Consider the following 20232-nt stretch of genomic DNA (forward strand, 5'->3'; position numbering starts at 1 on the left):
CGGGATTGATCACGCGTTCGTCTGAGGAATGACCGGGCTTCTCGCGAAAAAGCCCGGAACTTTTCCCGGTAGACGCCCGCTTTACCGAATTTTAATCACAAACGACTTGAACTGCCCGGGCTTTGGGAGAAGTTCAATGGCCTTGCTGGCACGCATCAGTATCACGAAGAAGATCGTCTCGGTGATCGCCCTGGTCGGGGTGGTCATCGCCGGCTGCGTGTTCTACGCGCAGGCCCGGATGACGGCGATCGACGACGCCTATTCGGTATTCCTCGAACGCGACGCCAAGGCCGCCGCCGACACGCGGCGGATGAACCGCTACATCTTCGAGATGAACTACGCGATCTTCCGGGCCATCGCGGAGACGGAACCGACGCAGATGCAGGCCGCCGAGCGGCGCTTCGAGGCGGCCGTGCCGAAGCTTCGGGCGCTCCTTGCCGATGTGCGGCAGCTGGTTCCCGCCTTCGTGCCCCAGATCGACGCGGTCAGCGCCAAGATCGAGGTCTTCATCCGGGACGCCAGCGCGGTCCGGGCGCTCGCGCTCGAGAACCGCAACGATCAGGCGGTCGAGCTCGTCCACCGCGCGATCGATCCCGCCTTCGACGCCCTGACGAACAGCTCGATCACCCTGTCGGAGGCGATCTCGGACGCGATCAAGCGGGGCTCGGACGACCTCACGGTCCAGACGAACCAGGCTCGCCTCAACCTGATCCTGCTCAGCGCCTTCGGCGTCGCCGCCGGCTTCCTCGGCGCGATCCTGATCGCGGCTTTCGGCATCACCCGGCCGATCGGGAGCCTCGTGACGGCCCTGGAGCGGATGGCGCGGGGCGACGCCACGGCCGAGATCCGCGAAGTCTCGCGCGGCGACGAGATCGGGGCCGTGGGCCGTGCGGTCGAGGGCATCAAGTCCATGGTGGCGCAGAAGGCCGCCGAGCAGGCGGAGATCGCCCGGATCTCGGACGCCGCCGCCGCGGACGAGCGCCGCCGCACCATGATCGAGCTTGCCGACCGGTTCGAGACGGCGGTGGGCGGCATCGTCGGCTCGGTCTCCGCCTCGGCGACCGAGCTTCAGGCGACCGCCCAGACCCTGACGGCGACCGCCACCGAGACCGCGGCCCAATCCACCACGGTGGCGGCGGCGGCGGAGCAGGCGGCCGCGAACGTCGCCGCGGTGGCGGCGGCGGCCGAGGAGCTCGGCGGCTCGGTCGACGAGATCGGCCGCCGGGCCGGCGGATCGGCGGACCTCGCCCAGGTCGCCGTCGGCGAGGCGGACGAATCCGCCCTCCTCGTCAACGCCCTCAGCGACTCGGCCAGCAAGGTCGGCGCGGTGGTGGCGATGATCGCCAACATCGCGGGCCAGACGAACCTCCTGGCGCTGAACGCCACCATCGAGGCGGCCCGCGCCGGCGAGGCGGGGCGCGGCTTCGCGGTGGTCGCCACGGAGGTGAAGGAGCTCGCCTCGCAGACCGACCGGGCGACCCGGGAGATCTCCGACCAGATCTCGGAGATCCAGGCGGTGACCGGACGGGCGGTCTCGGCCATCGAGTCGATCTCCGGCCGCATCCGCGAGATCAACGGGGTGGCGACCTCGATCGCCGCGGCGGTGGAGGAGCAGGGTGCGGCGACCCAGGAGATCGTCCGCAACGTGGCCCAGGCCGCGGCCGGGACCACCGAGGTGACGAGCAACGTCTCGGGTGTCGCCCGCGCCGCCGAGGAGACGGGCGCGGCGGCCTCCCAGGTGCTCACCTCCGCCTCCGAGCTGTCGCGCCAGTCGGAGCATCTCGGCGACGAGGTCGGGCGCTTCCTCGCCACGGTCCGGGCCGCCTGAGGCGCCCGGCTCGGCCCCGGATGCGCGATCCCTCGGCGGCCCCTCGGCGGCCCCTTGGCCGAACCGGCACGCGCCGGGACTTCGCAAGGGGCCGCCCGCACACGGGTGATGCGCGGATAAAGCCTCGCATCGGCGCACAAACCCTCCTATAAGCCCGGCTTTCCGCGCGGGGCCTGTCCCGCGCGCGAGATCCACCGAGAGGTGCACGGGAGTTGACGATGGGCGAGCGCTGGACACCGAAGACATGGCGAAACCTGCCGATCCAGCAGGTTCCCCAGTATCCGGACGCCGCCGCCCTCGAAGCGGTCGAGTCGCAGCTCGCCTCGTTTCCGCCCCTGGTTTTTGCCGGTGAGGCGCGCAAGCTGAAGAAGAGCCTCGCCAAGGTCGCGGCGGGCGAGGCGTTCCTCCTTCAGGGCGGCGATTGCGCCGAGAGCTTCGACGAGCACTCCGCCGACAACATCCGGGATTTCTTCCGCGTCTTCCTGCAGATGGCGCTGGTCCTCACCTTCGCGGGCGGCTCGCCCGTGGTGAAGGTCGGCCGCATCGCGGGCCAGTTCGCCAAGCCCCGCTCCTCGCCCACCGAGACGCTGGACGGGGTCTCCCTGCCGAGCTACCGCGGCGACATCGTCAACGGGCTGACCTTCACGGACGAGGCCCGGCTGCCCGATCCGCGCCGCCAGCTCGAGGCCTACCGGCAATCGGCCGCGACCCTGAACCTGCTGCGCGCCTTCGCGCAGGGCGGCTACGCGAATCTCGAGAACTCGCATCGCTGGATGCTGGGCTTCGTGAAGGATTCGCCGCAATCCTCGCGCTACGCCGATTGCGCCGAGCGGATGACGGAGGCGCTGAACTTCATGCGCGCCATCGGGATCAATCCCGAGACGCACCAGGAGGTCCGCACCACCGACTTCTACACCAGCCACGAGGCGCTGCTGCTCGGCTACGAGGAGGCGCTGACCCGCGTCGATTCGACGAGCGGCGACTGGTACGCCACCTCCGGGCACATGCTCTGGGTGGGCGACCGCACGCGCCAGCCCGACCACGCGCATATCGAGTACGCCCGGGGCATCAGGAACCCGATCGGCCTCAAATGCGGGCCCTCGATGACCGGGGAGGGGCTGATCCGCCTGATCGACGCCCTCAACCCCGAGGACGAGGCCGGCCGCCTCACCCTGATCTGCCGCTTCGGCGCGGACAAGGTCGGCGACCACCTGCCGAACCTGATCCGCACCGTCGAGCGGGAGGGCCGCAACGTGGTCTGGGCCTGCGACCCGATGCACGGCAACACCATCGCGGCGGGCCGCTACAAGACCCGGCCCTTCGAGCGGGTGATGCAGGAGATCGGGAGCTTCTTCGACATCCACCGGTCGGAGGGCTCGGTCGCGGGCGGCCTGCACCTCGAGATGACCGGCAAGGACGTCACCGAGTGCACCGGCGGCGCCCGGGCGCTCACCGCCGACGACCTGCAGGACCGCTACCACACCTATTGCGACCCCCGCCTCAACGCGGAGCAGGCGCTGGAGGTGGCCTTCCTCACGGCCGAGCTCGTCAAGCGCGAGCAGGCCGAGATCGAGCGCCCGCGCCTCGACGCCGCGGAGTGACCGGCATGTCCGGGACGGGCATCACCCGTCCCGGGAGGACGCCCGCGCGGACGGCGCCCGGCCTGGCGCCCTAGCCGGCGACGCTCCAGGTCGTGGTCCCGTCCTTGTTGTCCTTGAGGGTCACGCCCATCCCGGCGAGCGCGTCGCGGACCCGGTCGGATTCGGCCCAGTTGCGGGCGGCCCTGGCCTCGCGGCGCGCCGCGATCAGCGCCTCGATCCGCCCGACATCGACGCCCGAGGCCGCGACGGTCGCCGCCTCGCGCTCCGAGCGCGTCCGCGCCAAGAGGCCGAACAGCCCCGCACCCGCCTTCAGCGCGGCCGGATCGTCGAGCCGGTGCAGCTCGGCCAGCGCCGCCGCGGTGTTGAGGTCGTCGAGGAGCGGCCCGAGCACCGCCTCGGGCACCGGGGCGCCGGCCGGGACGTCGCCGGCGATCGCGGACCAGCGGTCGAGGGTCCGGCTCGCCTCCTCCAGGCTGCGCAGGGTCCAGTCGATCGGCTGCCGGTAATGCGTGCGCAGCATCGCGAGGCGCGCCACCTCTCCCGGCCAGTCCTTCAGCACCTCCCGGATGGTGACGAAGTTGCCGAGGGACTTCGACATCTTCTCGCCCTCGACCTGCAGGAAGCCGTTGTGCAGCCAGACATGGGCCATCACCGGCGTGCCGAAGCAGCAGCGCGACTGGGCCACCTCGTTCTCGTGGTGGGGGAAGATCAGGTCGATGCCGCCCGCGTGGATGTCGAAGGTCTCGCCGAGATGCTTCCACGACATCGCCGAGCACTCGATGTGCCAGCCGGGGCGCCCGGGCGCCGCGATGCCGGCGGGGGAGGGCCAGGCGGGCTCGCCGGGCTTCGAGGGCTTCCACAGCACGAAATCGAGGGGCGAGCGCTTGTAGGGCGCGACCTCGACCCGGGCGCCGGCCTCCATCTCGTCGAGGGGCCGCTTCGAGAGGGCGCCGTAATCGGGCATCGAGGGCACGTCGAACAGGACGTGCCCCTCCGCCACGTAGGCGTGGCCGGCGGCGACCAGGCCCTCGATCAGGCCGACCATCTCGCGGATGTGGTCGGTGGCCCGGGGCTCGACGAAGCGCGGGCGCGCGCCCGCGACGTTGACCTCCTCGGGCATCAGCACGCCGAGCGCCCGGATATCCGCGTGGAAGGCCGCGAGGGTGCCGTCGGTGAGTTCGCGGATCGAGATGCCGCGCTCGGCCGCCCGCGCGTTGATCTTGTCGTCCACGTCCGTGACGTTGCGCGCGTAGGTGACGTGCTCCGCCCCGTAGAGGTGGCGCAAGAGCCGGAACAGCAGGTCGAAGACGATGATCGGCCGCGCGTTGCCGATATGGGCCGCGTCGTAGACGGTCGGGCCGCAGGCATACATGCGCACGTTCGACGAATCGATCGGCGCGAAGGGCGCCTTCTCGCGGGTCAGCGTGTTGTAGAGCCGCAACAACGGGGCCATGAAACCAACTCTCGTCCCTGGGGCCGCCGACGGGTCTCCCGGCCGTGTTGCGCGGAGGCGACGGCTCCGGCGGCTGACCTGCGCTAACCCAAAACGGTGAGCATTTCGAGAACGTCGACGGGCGAACGCCCCGGCGCCTCCGGCAAATGCGGACCGACGCCTAAAGCCTTTGTTTACCCACCCGTCGGAACTTCGGTCCAACCGGACTTCCCAGTGACGAGGAATCTTTCATGCGACGCTCGGCTCTCGGCCTCGGCGCCCTGTTCAGCGCTGCCCTCATCGCGTCGCTCGCGCACACGGCGATCGCCGGCCCGGACGGCGAGACCCCGTCGCCGGCCCCGGCCCATGTCGAGAAGACCTTCCTGATCCCCTCGAGCGAGGGCTACGGCGTCGGCGACTGCCTCAGCGACGGCAAGAGCGAGTGCGGCCAGGTCGTCGCCAACGCCTGGTGCGAGGCGCAGGGCTTCGCGGCCGCCGGCTCCTACGGCATCGCGGCGGCCGACGAGTACACCGGCGCGATCGAGGCCGCGCCGGCACCGAAGCTCGACGAGCGCCCGATCCGCATCACCTGCCGGGACTGAGCCCGCCGCGGCCGGCGCGCCGCGACGGATCCGTTCCGCAGCCTCAGCCCTTGAGGAAGTCGGCGCATTTCGGCGGCGCCTCGGTGCCCCAGGGCATCAGCGGCACCGTCGAGGTCGAGTTCTTGGGCGAGCCCTGGATCACCCTGTCCGAATAGACCATGTAGATCAGCGTGTTGCGCTTGGCGTCGCAGCCGCGCACGATCTGCATCGACTTGAAGATCAGCGAGCGCCGCTCGCTGAACACGACCTCGCCCTGGCCGAACTTGCCCTTGAACTGCACCGGGCCGACCTGCCGGCAGGCGAGGGAGATGTCCGAGACGTCCTCGGCGAGGCCGAGGGTGCCCTTGATGCCGCCCTTCTCGGGCTGGGTGTAGTGGCAGGCCACGCCGCCGACGATCGGGTCGTCGATGCCGTAGACCACCAGCTTGTCGTTGGGCGTCAGCGGGCGCCACACCGTCGACTTGTCGAAGATGCGGTCCGGCTCCTGCGCCGAGGCCGGGACGCAGAGCCCGGCCGCCATCAGGCCGACCGCCATGGCTCCGGCCGCCGCCATCCTGCGCGCCGTCCTGGCGGCCGCCGTGCCGCCTGTGAGACCCCGAAGCCACATCATCCGACCATTCCCCGCAAGTGCGCTGTCGGGCATGTAGGGGGGCTGTCGCCGGGGAGCGAGGGGGTTTAAAAAAGTTAAGCTCCGTCACCTTCCGGACCGTTCGGCCCGGCACTGGAACCGCCAAGCTTCAGACCCGTTGCCACGAGAGTCATGCCGCTGATCCGTTCGCAGACACGTCAGCTCGTCCGGGTGCTCGCCGCCGCCCTCTGCGTCGCCGTGGCGGGCATCGGCGCGGCCGCGGCGCAGACCTCCGGCGCCTGCCAGCGCTACCGCGCCGAGCTCGCCAATGTGAGCGACGGGGCGAGCGTCGCCCGCGCGCTCCAGAGCGAGATCGCCCGGCTCGAAGCCTATTTCCGCACCCTCAACTGCGAGGGCGGCAAGTTCCTGTTCTTCGACACGCGGCCCCCGCAATGCGGCGCCGTCGAGCAGCGCATCCGCGCCCTCAACGCCGGCTACGGGCCCGAGAACGGCGAGGTCGCGGCCGCGCGGCGGCGCCAGCTCCAGGCCGCCGTGGCGAGCGCCTGCGCCGACCAGCCGCGCGGAGCCGACGCCGCGTCCGACCTCTACGCCCGCGGCGGCTCGCAGGTGATCTGCGTGCGCACCTGCGACGGCGCCTACTTCCCGATGAACAACCTGCCGGACGGGCGCGAGGGCGCGAACGAGCTGTGCCAGGCGCTCTGCCCCGGTGCCGAGGCCGCGGCCTACTCGATGCCTCGGGGCGACGACGCGCTCAAGCACGCCGCCACCGTCAAGGGCAGCCGCGCCTACGCCTCCCTCGCCAACGCCTTCAAGTTCCAGAAGGCCTTCGTGCCGAACTGCTCGTGCAAGCGCGAGGGCCAGAGCTGGGCCCAGTCCCTGGTCAAGGCCGAGAGCATGCTGGTGCGGCACAAGGGCGACATCTTCGTCACGCCGATGCAGGCCGAGGCCCTGTCGCGCCCGAAGGTCCGCCTGACCCTCGTCGGGCGCGCCGACAAGACCGCCGCCGGCCTCGCGGCGGACGCGGCCGGACGCGCCGGCGAGGCGGCCCCCCTCGTGCCCGACGCCGCGGTGGCGACGGCCAAGGACGAGCGCGCGCCGATCCGCGTCATCGCCCCGAACGTGATCGCGGTGCCGAAGCTCCTGGCCGTCCCGGGCCCCGTCACCGCCACGCCCTGACGCGGCGCGCCGGCCCCGGCGCAGATCCTCCGAAGCATCCACCCCAACCGAACGGGCACGCGCGACAGCATCGCCCGCGTCTCGATTTGACCTCCGGCATTCTGGAACCATATCGGCCCGACCCTGTTGGGAACGCCCCGACCCAGAATGCGAGACATGACCTGATGCGGACGACCCGCCTGCTGCTCCTGACCGGCACCATGCTGCCCGGCCTCCTCCTCTCGGGCCCGACGCTGTCGCGGTCCGGGGACGCGGTCTCGGGCACCATTCTCCTGGCGCAGGGCGGCCCCGGCGGCGAGCGCGAGCCCCGCGGCGAAGGCCCGCGCGGCGGCGGCGGCGAAGGCCCGCGCGGCGGCGGGCGCCCAGAGCGCGGCCCCGGCGCGGAGCGGGGACCGGCCGAGCGGGCGGCCCCGCCCCGGCCCGAGCGACCGGAGCCGCGGCCCGAGCGGCCTGCGCCGGAGCGTGCGCAGGAACGGCCGGCCGCGCGTCCCGAGCGCGCGCCCGAGGCGCGTCCCGAGCGCGCCCCCGAGCGGCCTGCGCCGCGGCAAGAGCGGCAGGAGCGGCCCGAACCGCGCGAGGACCGCGCCCCCCCGGCGCGTCCCGAGAGGCGCGACCCCGACGAGCGCCCGGCCGCCCGCGAGCGCGCCCCCGATCGCCCCGACCGCGCCGCGCCGGACCGCCGCGAGGCGCCGTCCCCGAACCGCCGCGAGGCGCCGGATCAGGAGCGCCGCGAGGCGCCCGGCCCGGATCGCCGCGAGGGACCGGGCCGGGAGCGGCGCGCGCCGGACGGCGGCACCGCGCCGGCCCAGCGCCAAGCTCCGACTGCGCCCACCCCGACGGCGCCTGTCCCGACGGCGCCCGCCCCGGCCGCGCCGGCTCCGGCCCCGCAGCGGGCGCCCGAGCCCCGCGGGCCCAACGATCAGCGCACCGGGCCGGCCGAGCGCACGGCCCCGAACGCCGCCCCCGGTGTCCCCGGACGCCCGGTCCAGCCGAATGCCGCGCCGGATGCGGGCGCAGGGGCCGTCGCGCCGCGCCCCGACGCGCCGCCGAACGCGGCTCCCGGCGTGCCCGGCCGTCCGGTCCAGGCTCCCAACGCGGCGCCGGGCGGCCCCGGCCGCCCCGTCCAGGCGCCCAACGCGGCCCCGGGCGTTCCGGGCCGTCCCGTTCAGCCGAACGCTGCGCCGCCCGGCACCGGCGGCGGCAATCTCGAGACGGCCCCCGGCGCGGCGCCGAACGCCCGCCCCGGCATTCCCGGCCAGCCGGTCCCGGATGCGGGCCAGCCCGGTCTCGGCGGGCCGCCGGCGGGCCGCGTCGACGACCGCGGCGGGCGCGGCGCACGCGACGGCTTCAACGCGCCGGGGCGCCCGAACTACATCCCGGGCGGCTTCCGGGAGGACGACGCGGACGTCCGCGACTACGACCGGATCCGCCGCGACCGCCGCGAGTTCAACGAGGACGGGCGCACCTATATCCGCGAGCCCGGCCGCCTCATCGTGCGCGACCGCGGCGGCTACTTCATCCGCCACGACGAGAACGAGCGCTTTCGCGATCTCGACCGGCGCGGCTACCGCAGCGAGCGCCGGGGCAGCGATACGGTCACCTACCTGCAGCGGCCGGGCGGCGAGGTCATCGTCACCGTGGTGGACGATGACGGCCGGCTGCTGCGGCGCTCCCGCCGCTTCCGGGACGGGCGCGAGGTCGTGCTCATCGACAACGCCTACGGGGGCCGGGCCCGCCCGATCTACGAGGACGTGGTCGACCTGCCGCCCCCCGACATCCGGATCCCGCGCGACCGCTACGTGGTCGAGTACGAGGGGGCGGACGAGCGCAGCGTCTACGAGGCACTCTCGGCCCCGCCGGTGATGGCGGTGGACCGGCGCTACACCCTCGATCAGGTCCGCAACAGCCCGCAGCTGCGCGCCCGCATGCGCAGCGTGGACATCGACACGATCAACTTCGACACCGGTTCCTTCACGGTGACGCCGGACCAGGCGGCCCGGCTCGCCACCATCGCGGCGGCCATCAACCAGTCGATCCGCGCCAACCCGCAGGAGGTCTTCCTGATCGAGGGCTACACCGACGCGGTCGGCGCCGACATCGACAACCTCTCCCTGTCGGATCGCCGCGCCCAATCGGTCGCCACCGTGCTCACCCAGCAATTCCAGGTCCCGCCCGAGAACCTGACGACGCAGGGCTACGGCGAGCAGTACCTCAAGGTGAACACCCAGAACGCCTCCCGCGAGAACCGCCGCGTCACCGTCCGGCGCATCACGCCGCTGATCCAGCAGGGGCAAGCCGAGGGCGCGCCGCCGCGGTGACGGCGAGGGCCACGCCTCCCCGGTCCGGGACCGTTCGCGTGAGCGCATCGGTGAGGGGTGCGACCTCTCCGGACAAGTCGCATCCCTCACCCCGGCCCGCTCCGCGGGCAAACCTCTCCCGCACGGGCGAGGGGGCGAGTCGCTTCACCCGCGCCTGTCCTGCCATCCGCGACGCCGTCCCGGGCTCGTCGGCCAGCGCCCCGGAACGCCGCCGCGCCGACGGCGGAGCGCCCCACCTCTCCCGTCCGGGAGAGGTCGAGTGCGCGGAACGCGCACCGGGTGAGGGGTGCGACGCATCCGGAGAGGTCGGATCCCTCACCCCAACCCTCTCCCGCACGGGAGAGGGAGCGCGGCGTGCCACCCGCGCTCACCACGGAACCACAACGCACTCCGGATGGCGGTGCGCCTTCCTCTCCCGTGCGGGAGTGGTCGAATCCGCGACAGCGGAACGGTGAGGGGTGCGACGCATCCGGAGAGGTCGGATCCCTCATCCCAACCCTCTCCCGCCCGGGAGAGGGGGCGCGGCGTGCCACCCACACTCACCACGGAACCACAATGAACTTCGGACCGCGGTGCGCCCTCCTCTCCCGTCCGGGAGTGGTCGAATCCGCGACAGCGGAACGGTGAGGGGTGCGACCTCTCCGGACAAGTCGCCTCCCTCACCCCGGCCCGCTCCGCGGGCAAACCTCTCCCGCACGGGAGAGGGGGCGCGGCGGGCCGCTCGCGCCGTCCCCGTCGACCGCCGGTCGCGCCACCCGCGACGTGCGGCCTGCGGCCGGGGCGTGACAGCCCTGCGCGGCTGCCGCGCGGGTGGCATGACCGGCGGTTGACGGGGGCGGGATCGGGGCTCAACACCCTGGGGCCGGCACGGCCCGCGGGAGCAGCATGAGCATGGACGAGGCGAGCAACCGGTTGATCGAGGCCGGGACGCCGGTGTTTCGCCGCACCACCCTCGCGCTGGCGGCGGCGGGGTTCTCGACCTTCGCGGTGCTCTACGGGGTGCAGCCCCTGCTGCCGATCTACGCCGAGGATTTCGGGGTGTCGCCGGCCGAGAGCAGCCTCGCCCTGTCGCTGCCCTGCGCCATGCTGGCGATCGCGCTCCTCGTGGTCAGCCCGCTCTCCGAGGTCTGGGGCCGCAAGCCCGTGATGACGGCCTCGCTCTTCGCCTCGGCGATCCTCACGATCGTGGCCGCCCTGGTCCCGAGCTGGCACGGCTTCCTGGCCCTGCGCGCCCTCACGGGCCTGACCGCGAGCGGGCTGCCCGCCGTCGCCATGGCGTATCTGAGCGAGGAGATGCACGGGCGCGCCATCGGCCTGTCGATGGGCCTCCTGATCGGCGGCAACGCCCTCGGGGGCATGGTCGGGCGCCTGATCGCGGGGATCATCGCGGATCACGGCTCGTGGCGGCTCGGCCTCGGCACCATCGGGGTGCTGGCGCTGTTCGCCGCGATCGCGTTCTGGCAGGCGCTGCCGCCCTCCCGCCGCTTCGTGCGCAGCAAGCTCGCCTGGCGGGCGGTGCCGGCGACCTTCGGCCAGCATTTCCGCGACCCCGGCCTGCCCTGGCTGTTCTCCGAGGCGTTCCTGCTGATGGGCGGCTTCGTCTGCGTCTACAATTACATCGGCTTTCGCCTGCTCGACCCGCCCTTCTCCCTGAGCCAGACCGCGATCGGGGCGATCTTCGTCGTCTACCTCGCAGGCACAGCGAGCTCGGCGCTGACCGGCGAGATCGCGAGCCGCCTCGGGCGCCGCAAGGTGCTCTGGCTCGCCATCGGCGTCGGCCTCGCCGGCATCCTGATGACCCTGTCGCAGCACCTCTGGATCATCATCGCCGGCATCGTAGTGGTCACGGTGGGGTTCTTCGGGGCGCACTCGGTGGCGTCGAGCTGGATCGGGCGGCGGGCCCTGCGCGACCGGGCCCAGGCCTCCTCGATCTACCTCTGCCTCTATTATCTCGGCTCCTCGGTCCTCGGCACCGCCGGCGGCTGGTTCTTCGCGCATTCGGGCTGGACCGGCGTCGTGCTCTTCGTCGGCGGCCTCTACGGTGTCGCCCTGGCGATCGCGATCCGGCTCTCGCGCCTCGCCCCCCTCAAGATCCCCTGACGGAGATGCCGCGATGACGACGGATTCCGCGCCCCGCAGCCACGAGACCCACGTCGCCGACCAGTTCGGCCCCCAGGCCGCGGCCTACGTGGCGAGCGCGGTCCACGCCGCCGGGGAGGACCTCGCCGAGATCGCCGCGCGGATGCGGGCCGAGCCCGCCGGCGACGTGCTCGACCTCGGCAGCGGCGGCGGCCACGTCGCCTTCGCGGTGGCGGAGGCGGCCCGGCGCGTCACCGCCTACGACCTCTCGGCCGACATGCTCGGCGCCGTGGCGGCCGAGGCCCGCCGGCGCGGGCTCGTCAACATCGAGACCCGGCGGGGGGCGGCCGAATCCCTGCCCTTCGGGGATGCCAGCTTCGACGCGGTGCTGACCCGCTTCAGCGCGCACCATTGGGCCGACGTGCCCGCCGCCCTCGCGGAGGCGCGCCGCGTGGTGAGGCCCGGCGGCCGCCTGATCGTGGCCGACCTGATCGCCCCCGAGGCCCCGATCCTCGACACCCATCTCCAGGCGGTCGAGCTGCTGCGCGACCCGTCGCACGCGCGGGACTACACGGCCTCCGAATGGGGCGCGATGCTGCGCGCGGCGGGCTTCGACGCCGAGCCGCCGGTCCTGCGCCGCCTGCGCCTCGACTTCGCGAGCTGGATCGCCCGGATGCGCACGCCCGCGACCCACGTGGCGGCGATCCGCTCGCTCCAGGCCGGCGCCTCGGAGGCCGTGCGCCGCCACTTCGCGATCGAGCCGGACGGGACCTTCACGGCGGACACGATGACGGTGAGCGCGCGGGCGGGCGCGCCGGGCCGCTGACCCCGCGCCTCAGGCGGTCTCGCCGCCGAGGCGGCGCGCGACCCGGTCCCGGCCGATCAGCGGCAGCAGGCCGGCGAGGTCCGGCCCGTGGTCGAGGCCCGTGAGGGCGAGGCGCAGGGGCATGAACAGGGCCTTGCCCTTGGCGCCCGTGCGCTCGCGGACCGCGCCGGTCCAGGCCTTCCAGGTCTCCGGTCCCCAGGGCTCCGGCGGCAGCGTGTCGGCGGCCGCCGCCGTCACGGCCGCGTCCGTGAGCACCGGAACCACCGGGCCGGCGACGACCGGCCACCAGTCCCGCGCCTCCGCGACCTTGCCGAGATTGGCCCGGACCGCCCCCCAGAACGGCTCGGCCTCCTCCTCCGGGACGCCGAGGGCGAGGAGCCGGTCGCGCGCCTCGCCGAAGGGCATCTCGTGGACGAGGCGGGCGTTCAGCGCGTCGAGATCCTGCGGATCGAACTTGGCGGGCGCCCGCGAGATCTGCGCGAGGTCGACGAGGCCCGCGAGCGCGTCGAGGGAGGCCACCGGACGGACCGATTCGGCCGAGCCCGTCAGCACCGCCAGCGAGCGGACCGCGGCGGGCTCGTAGCCGTCCTCGCGCAGGCCGCGCAGGGAGAGGTGGCCGAGGCGCTTCGATAGGCCCTCGCCATCCGCGGTGGTGAGCAGGTTGTGATGCCCGAAGACCGGCACCGGCCGCTCCAGCGCCTCGAAGATCTGCACCTGCACGCCCGTGTTCGTGACGTGGTCCTCGCCCCGGATGACGTGCGTGACGCCCATCTCGGCGTCGTCCACCACGGAGGGCAGGGTGTAGAGGTAGGTGCCGTCCGCCCGGATCAGCACCGGGTCGGAGAGGGAGGCGCAGTCGATATGCGCCTCGCCGCGCACGAGGTCGTCCCAGGCGACCACGCGGTGGTCGAGCTTGAAGCGCCAGTGCGGCCGGCGGCCCTCCGCCTCGAAGGCGGCCCGCTCCGCATCCGTCAGCGCCAGGGCGGCGCGGTCGTAGATCGGCGGCAGCCCGCGGCCGAGCTGGCGCTTGCGGCGGCGGTCGAGCTCCTCCGGGGTCTCGTAGCAGGCGTAGAGCCGCCCGAGGGCGCGCAGGCGCTCCGCCGCCGCATCGTAGACCGCGACCCGGTCGGATTGGCGGGCGCGCAGGTCCGGCACGATGCCGAGCCAGGCGAGGTCTTCCTCGATCGCCGCCGCGAAGACCTCGGTCGAGCGCTCCCGGTCGGTATCGTCGAGGCGCAGCAGGAAGCGCCCGCCCTCGGCCCGCGCGAACAGCGCGTTCAGGAGGGCCGGGCGGGCGTTGCCGATATGCAGGTAGCCCGTGGGGGAGGGGGCGAAGCGGACGAGTGCTGTCATGGCCGACGTCCTAGCGGATTTTCGCGCGGCGTCGATCCGGTTCGCGCATCGGAGCCCGCGGGGTCGGCGGGGAGCCTTCGGGCGATGCCCGCTCGGTTTCGTGCGCAGGAGCGCGGTTTCGCACGGGAGGAGGCCGGGTCGCAGGCCCGGGCCCGCCGCGGGCTCATCGGGCCGGCGCGAGGGGCGCGGCCCGCGTCCCGGGGCCTTGACGCGCCCGCATCGGCGGCCCTAGAAGGCCCTCGGTCCGGGTGCGTAGCTCAGCGGGAGAGCATTCGCTTCACACGCGAAGGGTCACAGGTTCGATCCCTGTCGCGCCCACCATTCCGCCTTCGGATCCCGCACGCGTCATCGCGCAGCTGTGCCGGCCCTGCAACGCGGCCCGGTGCGTCACTGCGAGGCTCTAGGACCGGGCGGCGCCGACGTATATGGTCTGCCACATTCCGCAGCCGCCTCCGGGCTTCAGGATCCGCGATTCATGAAAGCGCACGGTGACGTGCACGACATCCCGCCGCCGCCGCGCAAGGGACCGTTCGTCCTCGTCGGGCTCGTGGCCCTCGGACTCCTCGGATGGGGCGGATACGGGCAGTGGCAGCAGCGGGCGGCCGCCGCCGAGACGCAGCGCAAGGCGAAGGACTTCGTGCCGCGCCTGCGCACGGCCGCCGTCGAGCGGGCCGACAAGCCCATCGACCTGACGCTCCCGGGCGAGACCCAGGCCTTCGCCAAGGCGGCGATCTTCGCCCGCGCCACCGGCTACATCGCCGAGCGCCGGGTCGATATCGGGTCCCGGGTCAAGGCCGGCGACATCCTGCTCCGCATCGCCGCGCCCGATCTCGACCAGCAGCTCGCCCAATCCCAGGCGCAGCTCGGCCAGATGGAGGCGCAGCTCCTGCAGGCCAGGGCGATGGTCGACCAGGCCCGCGCCAACGTGAACCTCGCCAACGTCACGAACAGCCGCACCAGCACCCTCGCGGTCCAGGGCTGGGCCTCGCGCCAGAACGCCGACAACTCGCAGGCCGGCGTGCTCAGCCAGAGCGCGAACCTCGCCTCGGCGGAGGCCGGCGTGAAGGTGGCGGAGGCCAACATCAAGGCTCAGGCGGCCACCGTCGACCGGCTCAAGGCGCTGACGGGCTTCAAGGACGTGGTCGCGCCCTTCGACGGGGTCGTGACCACCCGCACCGTCGATGTCGGCGACCTCGTCAAGGCGGACGCGGCCGGCACCGCGCTCCTGACCATGGACCGCGACGACATCCTGCGCATCTCCGTCAACGTGCCGCAGAACGCGGCGGTCGGCGTCGGCGCCGGCGTCGAGGCGACCATCAGGGTGCCGCAGATGCCCGACCGCGCCTTCCAGGGCCTCGTCGAGCGCAGCTCCGTGGCGCTCCTCACCGCCTCCCGCACCCTGACGACGCAGGTCGACGTGCCGAACCCGGACGGGGCCCTGCGGGCCGGGCTCTACGTCTACGTCACCCTCAAGATCCCGCGCCTCGAACCCGCCGTGATCATCCCGGCCGAGGCCCTGGTCTTCAACCAGCGCGGCACGCAGGTGGCGGTCGCCCGCGAGGACGGGCACGCGGAATGGCGCGGCGTCCACATCAAGCGCGATTTCGGGCAGACGATCGAACTCGATCAGGGCCTGTCGGGCCACGAGCGCATCGTGCTGAGCCCGCCGCCGGACCTGCGCGACGGCCAGCCGATCGAGCGCGCGCCCGATCCGGCGCCCGGCAAGCCGGTCCAGGCCGCGGCCCGCTGAGACGCGACTGCGACGCGTTGGTCAGACGTCGCGCGCGGTCCGCTCAATTCACCCGGACGGCGAGCTTCATCTTCGGATGGATGCCGCAGAGCACCTGGAAGGTGCCGGCTTCCGTGAAGGTGATGGCCGTGCGGCTGCCCGGCATCTGGTCGCCGGAATCGAAGGTGAAGCGGTCGGACTCGACGTAGAGGTGGTGCAGCAGGTCGCTGTCGTCGTTGACGATCGTGACGGTCTCGCCGCGCTCCACCGCGAGGCTGACGGGCAGGAAGGCCCGGCCCTTCTGCGAGACGATCCGGCCGCTGGCCTCGAGCCCCGTCACGAGGACGATCCCGGCGAGCGCCCCCGCCAGGAGAGCGAGACCGCTCGTTGCCGCGAGACGCCTCAGGCTCCGCGCCGCGGCGAGGTCCGGGCGAAGGGCGGGCGGATCGGCGAGGGGGAGGGTCGTGGTGGTCATCGGCGGCCTCTGGCGCGGTTCGCCAGACTAGGACCCGAAGCCTTAAGAATCCGCTGAGGACATCATCCGTTCTCGGCCGCGCGCACAATTTCCGCCCAGCAGGGATGCGCATTGAGGCAATTCAGCGCGCGAAACGGGCGTCGGGCAGGTTTCGGCAAGTCTACCGGCGCGCCCCGATCGTCGGGCCGAGCGTGCTCGCGCCGCGAGAGCCCCCCGGACCACGCGGCTAATGCCCTCTTAATATGTGCGAACTACGATGGCTCTGCGGAACATGAGGGCAGCTGCGTTTCGATGCGACGGAACCGGACCGAACCGAGTGATGGCGAACCGACGTCGGCGGCGGCGGGCCCGCGGCGCGTCGCCGACCTGCTGTCGACCATCCGCGGGCGCATCTTCGTCGCCTTCCTGATCATGAGCCTGATCACCGGCGCGCTCGGCCTCTACGCGACCCTCGGCATCCGCCAGGCGGGCGTGCTGGTCAACCGCACCTACGACCAGTCGCTGATGTCGATCAACTACGCGCGGGCGGCGGCGACGGACTTCGCCAAGATGCGCGCCGCCTTCGTCCGCCGCACCATCGCGCCGGACGCCGCGGCCCGGACGAGGCTCGACGAGGAACTGGCCGATCTGGCGATCAACCTCGCCGAGGACCTGACCATCGCGGTCGAGCGCTCGCAATCGGACCGCGCCACCCGCGCCGGCATCGCCGTGCAGGGCGCCGTCTCGACCTGGGACGAGATCCGCCGCGGCCTCGACCTGACCGCGACCTCCTCGACCGCCTGGGAGGCGCTCGACCGACAGGCCGCGATCGTCGACGGCCAGATCGACATGCTGGTGAACTACACCGCCGGCGACGGCTTCACCTACCGGCAGACGGCCCGCAACGTCGTCGCCAGCGAGATCCGCTTCTACGCCGCCGCCACCGGCATCGCGCTGCTGCTCTCGGCGATCGTCGCCTGGCTCCTGAACCGGCGCATCATGCGCCCGGTCAAGGCCGCCTCGGCGGTGGCCGAGCGCATCGCGGCGGGCCGCCTCGACGACGCGATCCCGATCGGCGGGCGCGACGAGCTCGGCGCCCTGCTGCGCGCCATGGGGACGATGCGCGACAACATCCGGGCGATGATGGCCCGCGAGGTCAGCCAGCGCCGCTCCGCCCAGGCCATGCTCGCCGACGCGCTCGAAAGCTCGCGCGAGGGCGTCGTGGTGGTCGATGCCGAGGGCCGCATCGCGCTCGCCAACGCGCAGGCGGCCGATTTCTTCGGCGGCAGCGCCGGCGCCATGGAGGCCGGCACGCCGGTGGAGGGCCTCGTGGCCCGGGGCGCCGACCCGGCCGCCCGCGTGCTCGATTCGGTCCACACCCTGGTGCGGGACGGCGAGGTCCGCCTGGCCGACGGGCGCTGGCTCCGGGTCAGCCGCAGCGCCACCCAGGCCGGCGGCTTCGTGGCGGTGTGCAGCGACATCAGCGTGCTGAAGGAGCAGGAGGCGCGCCTCACCACCACGAACCTGCGCCTCGACGCCGCCCTCGACAACATGTCGCAAGGGCTCTGCCTCTACGATGCGAATTACCGCCTGATGGTGGTGAACCGGCGCTACTGCGAGATCTACGGCCTCGCGCCCGGCTCGATCATCGCCGGGATGACCGCCAACGACGTGCTCCGCCGCTGCCTCCAGGCCGGCAACCACCCGGGCCGCACCCTCTCGGACCTGCAGCACGAGGAGGCCGAGGCCTTCGGCCGCCCGGAGAACCGCACCTTCCTGCAGGAGCTCGGCGACGGCCGCATCGTGGCGATCGAGAAGCGCTCGACCGCCGATGGCGGCTTCGTGGCGACCTACGAGGACGTCACCGAGCGGCGCCACGCGGAGGCGCGCATCGCCTTCATGGCCCGCCACGACGCGCTCACGAACCTGCCGAACCGCATCTTCCTCGGCGAGCAGATCGACAGCGCCATCGCGCAGGCCGGGCGCGACAGCGGCTTCGCGGTTCACTGCCTCAACCTCGACGACTTCAAGCTCGTCAACGACACCCTCGGCCACGTGATCGGCGACGAACTGCTGCGCGCCGCCGCGAGCCGGCTCGGCGCCTGCGTGCGCGAGATCGACAGCCTCGCCCGCCTCGGGGGCGACGAGTTCGCCATCGTCCAGCGCGGCGTCGACCGGCCCGAGGATTCCGCCGTCCTCGCGCGCCGCATCATCGACGTCCTCGGCGCGCCGTACACGCTCGCCGACCAGACCATCACGATCGGGGTCAGCATCGGCATCTCGCTGGCGCCGAGCGACGGGATGTCGTGCGAGAAGCTCCTGAAGAACGCCGACGTCGCCCTCGACCGGGCCAAGGCCGAGGCCCGCGGCTCGTTCCGCTTCTTCGAGCCCGAGATGGACGCCCGCCTCCAGGCCCGGCGCCTCCTCGAGCGCGACCTGCGCGAGGCCGTGACGGCGGAGAGCTTCGAACTTCACTACCAGCCGATCTACGACCTCAACGCCGAGCGCGTCTGCGGCTTCGAGGCCCTGCTGCGCTGGAACCACCCCGAGCGCGGCCGGATCTCGCCGGCGGAGTTCATCCCGCTCGCCGAGGAACTCGGCCTGATCATCCCCCTCGGCGAGTGGGTGATGCGCCGGGCCTGCCAGGAGGCGAGCCGCTGGCCGGACGGGCTCAAGGTCGCGGTCAACGTCTCGGCCGTGCAGTTCACCTCGGCGCGCCTGATCGGTGCCGTGCGCGATGCCCTCGCGGTGAGCGGCCTGCCGGGCCGGCGCCTCGAGCTCGAGATCACCGAATCGGTGCTCGTCGCCAATCCGGGCACCACGACCGCGATGCTGCACAGCCTGAAAGGCCTCGGCGCCCGGGTCTCGATGGACGATTTCGGCACCGGGTACTCCTCCCTGAGCTACCTGCGCTCCTTCCCCTTCGACAAGATCAAGATCGACCAGTCCTTCGTGCGCGACCTCGGGCAGGCGGACGATTCGGGCTTCATCGTGCGCGCCGTCATCGGCCTCGGCGCGAGCCTCGGCATGACCACCACCGCCGAGGGCGTCGAGACCGAGGCGCAGCTGGCGCGCCTGCGCGGGGAGGGCTGCGACGAGGTGCAGGGTTACCTCTTCAGCCGCCCCGTCCCGTCCTCCGAGATCCCCGGGCTGCTGCGGCGCTGGAACGGCGAGGCCCGGGCCATCGCCTGAACCCGGCATGGGATGACGCGGACGCCCCGCCAAGCAGAGCGAGGCACTTTCCACAATTTTCCGACGTCCACCGCCGCGGGGCGCCCGTCTTGGCGGAACCCGAATATCTCAGGCTTCGTTGAAGAGTGCTCGTGTTCGACGGAGACTTGCGATGCTCAAAGGTGGTCTACTCTGGCTCATCGGCATTCCGCTGCCGATAATTCTGCTGATCTATTTCTTCACCAGCTGGCTGCACTGATTCGCCGCCGCGTGAAACGTCCGGCGAAGGGGAGGGCGCAGCTCGCTCCTTCGCCGCCCGCTCAGAACTTCTGGGCGATGAACTCCTCGGCCTCCGGGGAGGGTTCGGTGCGGGCGGCCGCCTCACGCAGCATCGGCACGACCGAGGCGGCGTCCTGGGCCACGAGGTAGTTCAGGTCGAGCCCCGCGCGGATGAAGCCGTGTCCGCGCATGTGGTCGAACAGCGTCAGCAGCGGCGTCCAGAAATCCGCGATCGAGACCAGCAGGATCGGCTTGCGGTGCTGTCCGAGCTGGGCCCAGGTCAGCTGCTCCACGAGCTCCTCCAGCGTGCCGATCCCGCCGGGAAGCGCCACGAAGGCGTCCGAGCGATCGAACATCATGCGCTTGCGGGTGTGCATGTCGCCGACCACGATCGTCTCCTGGATGTCGTCGAGCATGCGCTCGCGCGACTTCAGGAAGTCCGGGATGATTCCGGTGACATGTCCGCCGCCGTCGAGGACCGCCCGCGCGACCGTGCCCATCAGCCCGACATTGCCGCCCCCGTAGACGAGGCCGATCCCGGCCTCCGCCAGGGCCGCGCCGAGCGTCTCGGCCGCCTGCCGGAAGGCCGGATCCTCTCCGAACCCCGAGCCGCAATACACACAGACCGTCTTCACCGGAGCCATCCGGCGTCCTCCATCGTTTGATTCGCGTACCGCGCGAAGCGCCCGGCAGAGCCTGTCCGGGACGGACACATACAGTGCCAAACTGCTGAATTCGCGCGAGATTCGTCCCGGGGCAGGCGGGACAGACTTGGTGTCCTGGCCATGTACGTTA

14 protein-coding genes and 1 tRNA gene are annotated in these 20232 nt (G+C 72.5%); 10 read left to right on the forward strand and 5 right to left on the reverse strand.

Features of this window, described 5'->3' with window-relative positions; genetic code table 11:
* The first annotated feature begins 136 nt into the window (after positions 1-136).
* Both F6X51_RS09280 and F6X51_RS09285 read left to right on the forward strand, forming a co-directional pair.
* Positions 137-1828 carry a methyl-accepting chemotaxis protein gene (locus F6X51_RS09280; protein WP_150962958.1) on the forward strand — a complete coding sequence of 564 codons (1692 nt, stop codon included), beginning with the start codon at positions 137-139 and terminating at the stop codon, positions 1826-1828.
* 218 nt (positions 1829-2046) lie between these two features.
* A complete protein-coding gene (locus tag F6X51_RS09285; protein ID WP_150962959.1) occupies positions 2047-3429 on the forward strand; it encodes a class II 3-deoxy-7-phosphoheptulonate synthase in 1383 nt (460 codons plus the stop codon).
* A gap of 70 nt (positions 3430-3499) precedes the next feature.
* Here F6X51_RS09285 and cysS read toward each other — a convergent pair whose 3' ends face one another.
* Entirely contained in the window at positions 3500-4882 is a 1383-nt protein-coding gene (cysS, locus tag F6X51_RS09290) for a cysteine--tRNA ligase (protein WP_150962960.1), read from the reverse strand.
* Positions 4883-5112: 230 nt separating this feature from the next.
* On the opposite strand from cysS, the gene F6X51_RS09295 reads away from it, so the two are divergent.
* The gene (locus F6X51_RS09295; RefSeq protein ID WP_150962961.1) at positions 5113-5463 is read left to right on the forward strand and encodes a hypothetical protein; all 351 of its coding nucleotides are present in this window, start codon (positions 5113-5115) and stop codon (positions 5461-5463) included.
* Between the two features lie 43 nt (positions 5464-5506).
* On the opposite strand, the gene F6X51_RS09300 is transcribed toward F6X51_RS09295, so the two are convergent.
* A complete protein-coding gene (locus F6X51_RS09300) occupies positions 5507-6016 on the reverse strand; it encodes a CreA family protein (protein WP_246696720.1) in 510 nt (169 codons plus the stop codon).
* 207 nt (positions 6017-6223) lie between these two features.
* Between F6X51_RS09300 and F6X51_RS09305 the strand changes: the two genes are divergently transcribed.
* From F6X51_RS09305 to F6X51_RS09325, 4 genes are all read left to right on the forward strand, one after another.
* Positions 6224-7228 (forward strand): DUF2865 domain-containing protein, encoded by a 1005-nt coding sequence (locus F6X51_RS09305; protein WP_150962963.1) that lies wholly within the window; start codon positions 6224-6226, stop codon positions 7226-7228.
* Between the two features lie 164 nt (positions 7229-7392).
* On the forward strand, positions 7393-9546 hold the full coding sequence (locus tag F6X51_RS09310; RefSeq protein ID WP_150962964.1) for an OmpA family protein: 2154 nt from the start codon (positions 7393-7395) through the stop codon (positions 9544-9546).
* Between the two features lie 891 nt (positions 9547-10437).
* Positions 10438-11646: an MFS transporter gene (locus tag F6X51_RS09320; protein WP_150962966.1), complete on the forward strand. Its 1209-nt coding sequence runs from the start codon at positions 10438-10440 to the stop codon at positions 11644-11646.
* A 13-nt stretch (positions 11647-11659) separates the two neighbouring features.
* On the forward strand, positions 11660-12451 hold the full coding sequence (locus tag F6X51_RS09325; RefSeq protein ID WP_150962967.1) for a class I SAM-dependent methyltransferase: 792 nt from the start codon (positions 11660-11662) through the stop codon (positions 12449-12451).
* A 9-nt stretch (positions 12452-12460) separates the two neighbouring features.
* Here F6X51_RS09325 and gltX read toward each other — a convergent pair whose 3' ends face one another.
* Positions 12461-13804: a glutamate--tRNA ligase gene (gene gltX / locus F6X51_RS09330; protein WP_150962968.1), complete on the reverse strand. Its 1344-nt coding sequence runs from the start codon at positions 13802-13804 to the stop codon at positions 12461-12463.
* Between the two features lie 246 nt (positions 13805-14050).
* Between gltX and F6X51_RS09335 the strand changes: the two genes are divergently transcribed.
* Positions 14051-14125, forward strand: a tRNA-Val gene (locus tag F6X51_RS09335).
* A 154-nt stretch (positions 14126-14279) separates the two neighbouring features.
* Positions 14280-15554: an efflux RND transporter periplasmic adaptor subunit gene (locus F6X51_RS09340; RefSeq protein WP_150962969.1), complete on the forward strand. Its 1275-nt coding sequence runs from the start codon at positions 14280-14282 to the stop codon at positions 15552-15554.
* 43 nt (positions 15555-15597) lie between these two features.
* Here F6X51_RS09340 and F6X51_RS09345 read toward each other — a convergent pair whose 3' ends face one another.
* Positions 15598-16008 (reverse strand): cupredoxin domain-containing protein, encoded by a 411-nt coding sequence (locus tag F6X51_RS09345; protein ID WP_246696721.1) that lies wholly within the window; start codon positions 16006-16008, stop codon positions 15598-15600.
* Between the two features lie 291 nt (positions 16009-16299).
* On the opposite strand from F6X51_RS09345, the gene F6X51_RS09350 reads away from it, so the two are divergent.
* Entirely contained in the window at positions 16300-19179 is a 2880-nt protein-coding gene (locus tag F6X51_RS09350; protein WP_150962970.1) for an EAL domain-containing protein, read from the forward strand.
* 299 nt (positions 19180-19478) lie between these two features.
* On the opposite strand, the gene F6X51_RS09355 is transcribed toward F6X51_RS09350, so the two are convergent.
* Positions 19479-20081, reverse strand: coding sequence for an LOG family protein (locus tag F6X51_RS09355; protein WP_150962971.1), 603 nt, complete (start codon positions 20079-20081; stop codon positions 19479-19481).
* Positions 20082-20232 lie beyond the last annotated feature (151 nt).

This window comes from Methylobacterium planeticum (assembly GCF_008806345.1).
Taxonomy (GTDB): domain Bacteria; phylum Pseudomonadota; class Alphaproteobacteria; order Rhizobiales; family Beijerinckiaceae; genus Methylobacterium; species Methylobacterium planeticum.